Consider the following 565-nt stretch of genomic DNA (forward strand, 5'->3'; position numbering starts at 1 on the left):
ATCTGCTGCGACTCCCCACAGCTATCACATTGCCATGCTTGATAACCGAGCTGACCTGTTCTGCATGATTGAAGATGCTGACAGACACGCAGTTGTTGATAGCTCACCGTATGATGTTGCCGATAATTCTCAAGGTTTGAGTTTAAAATATCAGCGAGGTGCAAAGCGGTCATTGTTTACTCCAACTCGCAAGCAAATCAATGCCGCCATGCCCTAACTCAGGTAACCAGTGTAAGTAACTTTGTGTCGTTTTAATATCACTATGACCAAGCTGATGTTGCAATTGATGAAGTGGCATCCCTGATTCAAGTTGATGTGTTGCATAAGCATGGCGTAAGGCATGTGGATTACAGTGTTTTAAGCCACACATTTGTGCATGCTTCCTCAATGCCTTTCTGAAGCTTGAGGGTGACATAGGTTTATCTATTAACCATCGGGAATAGAACATCCAACCCGTTGGGTGATACATTTTCCAATAACAACGTAATTGATTCAGCACACTGTCTGATACAACAACGTAACGAGATTTATCCCCTTTACCTTGCTCTATTAAAATAGTTTTACG

General features: G+C 42.3%; 2 protein-coding genes. Both read right to left on the minus strand.

The window, feature by feature from the left end; genetic code table 11:
* On the minus strand, positions 1-173 hold a 173-nt coding region (locus tag HC733_RS22585), incomplete at its 3' end, for a transposase zinc-binding domain-containing protein (protein WP_190367208.1).
* On the minus strand, positions 170-565 hold a 396-nt coding region (locus tag HC733_RS22590), incomplete at its 5' end, for a tyrosine-type recombinase/integrase (protein ID WP_190367209.1). The genes HC733_RS22585 and HC733_RS22590, both read right to left, overlap by 4 nt.

Source organism: Pseudoalteromonas sp. S16_S37 (assembly GCF_014694405.1).
In the GTDB taxonomy this organism is placed as follows: Bacteria; Pseudomonadota; Gammaproteobacteria; order Enterobacterales; family Alteromonadaceae; genus Pseudoalteromonas.